The following is a 5,248-nucleotide window of genomic DNA, read 5'->3' as shown; positions in this document are numbered from 1 at the left end:
CGCACCGGACGCCGCAGGGCCGTCCTGCGGACGACGACGAGAGTTTGACGACACCCCCTAGGGGATCACCACGAGATCACTTCCGCGCGGATCGCCGCACAGGTCGCCGTACGATCGCCGCACGGATCGTCATACGCATCAGCTCGCCGGGTACGGCCAAGGGTTCGGCTCGCAGCGGATGCCGTCGTGCTCCAGGAACTTGGTCTGCTGCTGCATCACCGGCGCCAGGTCGCCGTCCTTGTCGCACGTGACGTGCGAATAGCCGAGCCGGTGACCGACCTCGTGGTTGATCAGCATCTGACGGTAGGCGTGGATCTCGTTGCCGTACGTCTCCGAGCCCTGCGCCCAGCGGTACGCGTTGATCATCACGCGCTCGGTGGCCGCGGAGTCGCACGAGACGTTGTCGACCGTCGTGTCCAGGCCGGACTTCGCACACCAGTCCGCGGTCGTGCCGGGGCTGGCAAGGGTGATCACGAAGTCGGGCTCGCCCGAGTAGATGCGCTCGAACGTACGGCCGCCGTTGTGCGCCCAGCTGCGGTTGTCGTTGAGGGTGCGCTGCACGGCCTGCGCGAACAGCTCACCGTCCAGCCGCAGCCCCTGCTCCACGTCCACCCGGTAGGTGTACTTCTGCCCGGTCCCCGGCGCCTTGTCGACGCCGGGGACCGCGTCGAAGGTCCCGGGGCCGTCGAGCGACGCGCTCAGCGGGTACGTCTTCGCCATCTTCTGGTCGTACGTCAGCGGCACCGCGCTCGGTGACCCGCTGGGCGTCGGCCGGCCGTCCCCGCGCGAGGCCGGGCCATGGGCGCCCCGAGCCTGGTCGGTGGCGGCCTGCGACGCGACGGAGCCGTCGTCCCGTCCCTCGCCGACCTGCCCGGCGACCACCACGGCCAGCACGGTGGTCACCGCGGCGGCGGCGACTCCGGCGAACGCCCGTCCCTTGCCGCCCCCACCGCCCTTGCCGCGCGCGGGCTCGCCGGTGGGCGGACCGCCGTCGCCCGGACCGCCGCCCGCCGGGGTGTCGTCCCAGCGGCTGCCGGAGGCGTACGGATCGGCCCCGGCCGCGGACGTGCGGGAGGGGAAGCCGTCGCCGGCCGCGCCGTCCGCGTCGAAGGCGTCGAGGTAGTCCTGTCGCGGCGCCGCCGGACCTCCCGGTCGCGAGGGCGGCCGCGATCGGGGTATCCCGGCACCGCCGGACGAACCCGCGGCACCCCTCAACTCACCCCAGCCGCCCCCGGCCTCCCGCTGCTCGGGATGCCCACCGCGAACCTGGCGCACACCCCGCGCGGGCGTGCCGTCGGAGAATCGAGGCGTGCCGTGCGCGGGGGTGCCGTCCGGGAACCGAGGCGTGCCATGTGCCGGAGTCCCGTCGGCGTACCGCGGCACACCGCGCACGGGTGTCCCGTCGGCGAACCCGGGCACGCCGTGCGCAGGCGTCCCATCCGCCCGAGGCGCCGGTCTCGCAGGAGTCCCGTCCGCCAGCCGGGGCACCCCTCGCACCGGCGTCCCGTCCGGCAGCCGGGGCACCCCGCGCGGGGGAGTCCCCTCGGACAGGGGAGTCCCCCCGTGCCCCGGCGTCCCCGGAGGGACCGCCCTGGGCGCTCCCTCCTCACCCCCGGCGGCAGGCCCGGGCTCCGAGGCCCTTCGTCGTCCCGAAGGGCTGGCGCCCGCGGTCTCACCCTTCGGTGCCGGACCGCGGCGGCTGTGGCGTCCCACGTCGTCTCTCAGCTCCCCGCGCTCGCGGACTCGGCGGCACCACGCGCGGCCTGGCCGGCCAGCAGGTCCCGGAACGCCCCGGCCACCGTCTCCGGATACTCCATCATCGCCACGTGCCCGGCGTCCGGCAGGGTCACCAGGCGGGAGTCGCGGAAGGTGCGAGCCGCCTTCTGGGCCATGCGGAAACCGATGAGCTGGTCGCGCCCGCCGTACACCAGCAGGGTCGGCGCGAGCACCCGTTCGGCCTGGCGCCACAGCGCGTGCTGCCCGCCGAGGGTGTACGCGTTCACGATCCCGCGCGCGGAGCGTGCCATCGCGTCCCAGAAGTACGGCAGCCGCAGCCGTCGCTCCATCTCCTCGACCGCGTTGCGGAAGCCCTCGGGCGAAACCCGCGTGGGATCGCCGTAGCAGAGCGCCATGACCCCGCGGACGCGCTGCTCCGCCGTCCAGCCCTTGGTGTACCGGGTGAACAGCGCGGCCACTCCGGGCAGCGCCAGCAGCCCCGTCGGCACGGCGGTGCGCTGGACCCGCAGTTCGGGCAGCGCGGGCGAGATCAGCGTCAGCGTGCGCACGAGGTCGGGCCGTACCGCGGCGACCCGGGTGGTGATCGCGCCGCCGAGGGAGTTGCCCACGAGGTGCACGGGGCCGCGGCCGGACGCGTCGAGGTAGCGGATCACCGCACGCGCGTGCCCGCTGACCGAGTAGTCGCCGTCGTCCGGCGGTGGCGAGTCGCCGAAGCCCGGCAGATCGAGGGCCTCGTTGTCGACGATGTCGTCGAGCAGCGGCATCATCGCCGACCAGTTCTGCGAGGAACCGCCGAGGCCGTGGACGTAGAGCGCGGGCGGCAGGCCTTCGCGCGCGGGCGGCCGGGAGCGGACCGTGAGGGTCATCCCCGGGAGCCGGACCGACCGGAGCCGCTCGCCCTCCGCGACCCGGACGGGCGCCACCTTCGGGAGCACGTTGGCGGGCGGCACGAAGGCGGGCTCGGTCGAAGACATGCGGCAATGTTACGAGGTGATCACGCCGTGGATCGTGTGTTCGCCATCACAGACGCAGAGTCGTTTCGGCAAGGCACCCCGGCGGAGGCGGCCGGGTTCCGGTGCGCACGGTGTGACGATCCGGACGCGGATCGCATAGCGTCCGGATCGGGTGTCTCCTAGGCTCGTACAGAGGGCACCCGCGTGTGGCCCCTGCTTTTCCCAGGGACGTTCGTAGGAAGGGAGCCCACCATGGCCGTAGATCCGACCGACCCCGAGACCTTCGAGAACGGCGACGAGGTGAAGGAGTTCGGCGTCGAGGCCCCCGAGGTCGACGCCGCGGAGCAGCACGCAGAGGTGAAGCCGGACCGCGACGATCCGCTGACCGGGGTGAACCCCGACCGGGCGAACGAGGCCGATCTCGTCGAGCAGGCCCGGGTGGTCACCCTCGACGAGGACGACTACCGGTGACACCCGCGCGGGCGCGGAGGGCGAGCCGCAGGGCGGCCCTCGCGCCCCGGCGGGCCCGGCCACCGGCGCCCGGAGTTCGCGCCGGGCACCGCTGAGCAGGAACGGGGCCGTTTTTTGCCCGCTCCGCGTTTGTTCGAAACCTTTTGCGCGGCTTTCGCCACCGTCCGGTCCGTGAAATTCTGCGCTCGCACCGCGCGCGACACGGTTACCGAAAAGTACGATGGCGGCGCGGCGCACACCGCATGTGGACGATTTTGGGAGGCGGCGTGACAGCCATCGAGCAGACAGAGGCGGCACGCCCGCGGGGCACGCGCCTGCCGCGCCGTGCCCGACGGAACCAGCTGCTGGGCGCCGCTCAGGAAGTCTTCGTGGCGCAGGGCTACCACGCGGCCGCGATGGACGACATCGCCGAGCGCGCCGGCGTCAGCAAGCCGGTGCTCTACCAGCACTTCCCGGGCAAGCTGGACCTGTATCTCGCACTGCTGGACCAGCACTGCGAGTCCCTGATCCAGTCCGTACGCAGCGCCCTGGCGTCGACCACCGACAACAAGCAGCGCGTACGGGCGACGATGGACGCCTACTTCGCGTACGTCGAGGACGACGGCGGCGCGTTCCGGCTGGTGTTCGAGTCGGACCTGACGAACGAGCCCGCCGTGCGCGAGCGCGTCGACAAGGTCACCAACGAGTGCGCCGAGGCGATCTGCGACGTCATCGCCGAGGACACGGGGCTCTCCCGCGCGGAGTCGATGCTGCTCGCGTCGGGGCTCGGCGGGCTCGCCCAGGTGGTGGCCCGTTCCTGGCTGCACAGCGACCGCAGCGTGCCGCGCGACCAGGCGGTGCAGTTGCTGGCCTCGCTCGCGTGGCGGGGCATCGCGGGCTTCCCGCTGCACCACAGCGAACACCACAGCGAACAGCAGCACTGACACCGCGGGCCGGGGCGCGTCTGTTCCCGGCGGCTGTTCGCTCATGGCGTTCTCGCGTGGAGCGTGCGGGTCCCCTCACCGGGCTAATGTGTGCTGGGTACGGCGCGGACGCCCGCGCAACACTGACCGTTCGGAGGGACATAGCCGTGGAGGTCAAGATCGGCGTGCAGCACGCGCCCCGCGAGATCGTTCTGGAGAGCGGTCAGAGTGCCGAGGAGGTCGAGCGGGTGGTGGCCGAGGCACTGGCCGGCAAGTCGCAGCTGCTGAGCCTCGTGGACGAGCACGGCCGCAAGGTCCTCATCCCGGCCGACCGCCTGGCCTACGTGGAGCTGGGCGAACCGGCGCCGCGCAAGGTGGGCTTCGGCGCGCTCTAGGCGGCGAACCGAGCACGAGAACGACGGCCCGCCGGGTGGGAGCACCCGGCGGGCCGTCGCGTGTGTGCGGCCCCTGTGGCGTGCCTGTCGCGCGCCGTCGTGCGTGCGCGCCTCGATGGACGTGTCACCCACAGGAAGAACACAAGTCGCCCAAAGGGGAGGATTGCATTCCGCAGGTCAGGGGTAGGACGGGCTGTAACCGTTAGGGCAGGACGGCCAGGTGGGAGGACCCCTACATGCTCTTGGAAGCCTTCAGCTCCGCGATCCTCGGCCTCGTCCTGGCGTGGGCGTACGCGCATCGGCTGCCGCACCGCCTCCCGGCGCGCCCCCTGGTGCTGTCGACCGGTGTCGCCGGTGCGCTCTTCGGCGCCTTCATCGCCCGCAGCGCCCTGGACGCCGGGGGCTTCCTGCTGGCGCTCACCGGGGCCGCCGTGTTCTGTGTCGCCTCGCTGTCGCTGCTGCTGCGCCCCGCGGGAAGACTCCGCCGGCACTCGGCGACGGCCTGAGCCGCCGCCGGGCCGAAGCCGGCCCACGACGACGGCACCGGCGCGAGCACGGCCGGGACGGGCGCGGCCATGACCCTCGTGAGGGCGGTCGCTCCTAGGCCGTGTCCGCAAAGTCCCGTCTGCCCCGCGACGCCTGGCACGCACTCTCGCCGCGCCGGGCGAAGCCCCAAGTACATCCAGTACGAGGGACTCCGCCCGGCGCGCCGAGAGCACGCACCAGACGCCGCGGGGCCCGCCCTTCGGGCGGACGACGGGACTCTGCGGACACGACCCAGGAGGAGCAC

At 73.0% G+C, this 5,248-nt stretch carries 6 protein-coding genes; 4 read left to right on the top strand and 2 right to left on the bottom strand.

The window, feature by feature from the left end; genetic code table 11:
* Positions 1–138: 138 nt before the first annotated feature.
* Both CCN42_RS36515 and CCN42_RS36510 read right to left on the bottom strand, forming a co-directional pair.
* Entirely contained in the window at positions 139–1,713 is a 1,575-nt protein-coding gene (locus CCN42_RS36515) for a DUF3152 domain-containing protein (protein WP_086741620.1), read from the bottom strand.
* Positions 1,714–1,721: 8 nt separating this feature from the next.
* The gene (locus tag CCN42_RS36510) at positions 1,722–2,711 is read right to left on the bottom strand and encodes an alpha/beta fold hydrolase (protein WP_086741619.1); all 990 of its coding nucleotides are present in this window, start codon (positions 2,709–2,711) and stop codon (positions 1,722–1,724) included.
* A 231-nt stretch (positions 2,712–2,942) separates the two neighbouring features.
* Between CCN42_RS36510 and CCN42_RS36505 the strand changes: the two genes are divergently transcribed.
* The 4 genes from CCN42_RS36505 to CCN42_RS36490 all read left to right on the top strand — a co-directional run bounded on the left by CCN42_RS36505 (position 2,943) and on the right by CCN42_RS36490 (position 4,964).
* On the top strand, positions 2,943–3,161 hold the full coding sequence (locus CCN42_RS36505) for a hypothetical protein (RefSeq protein WP_086741618.1): 219 nt from the start codon (positions 2,943–2,945) through the stop codon (positions 3,159–3,161).
* 266 nt (positions 3,162–3,427) lie between these two features.
* Positions 3,428–4,084 carry a TetR/AcrR family transcriptional regulator gene (locus CCN42_RS36500; RefSeq protein ID WP_086741617.1) on the top strand — a complete coding sequence of 219 codons (657 nt, stop codon included), beginning with the start codon at positions 3,428–3,430 and terminating at the stop codon, positions 4,082–4,084.
* Positions 4,085–4,230: 146 nt separating this feature from the next.
* Positions 4,231–4,458, top strand: a complete 228-nt coding sequence (locus CCN42_RS36495; protein ID WP_043503917.1) for a DUF3107 domain-containing protein — start codon at positions 4,231–4,233, stop codon at positions 4,456–4,458.
* A gap of 236 nt (positions 4,459–4,694) precedes the next feature.
* A complete protein-coding gene (locus CCN42_RS36490; protein WP_086741616.1) occupies positions 4,695–4,964 on the top strand; it encodes a hypothetical protein in 270 nt (89 codons plus the stop codon).
* The last annotated feature ends 284 nt before the right edge of the window (positions 4,965–5,248 follow it).

Source organism: Streptomyces glaucescens (assembly GCF_002154375.1).
Lineage (GTDB): Bacteria > Actinomycetota > Actinomycetes > Streptomycetales > Streptomycetaceae > Streptomyces > Streptomyces glaucescens.
This window is presented reverse-complemented; position numbering and strand designations above follow the sequence as displayed.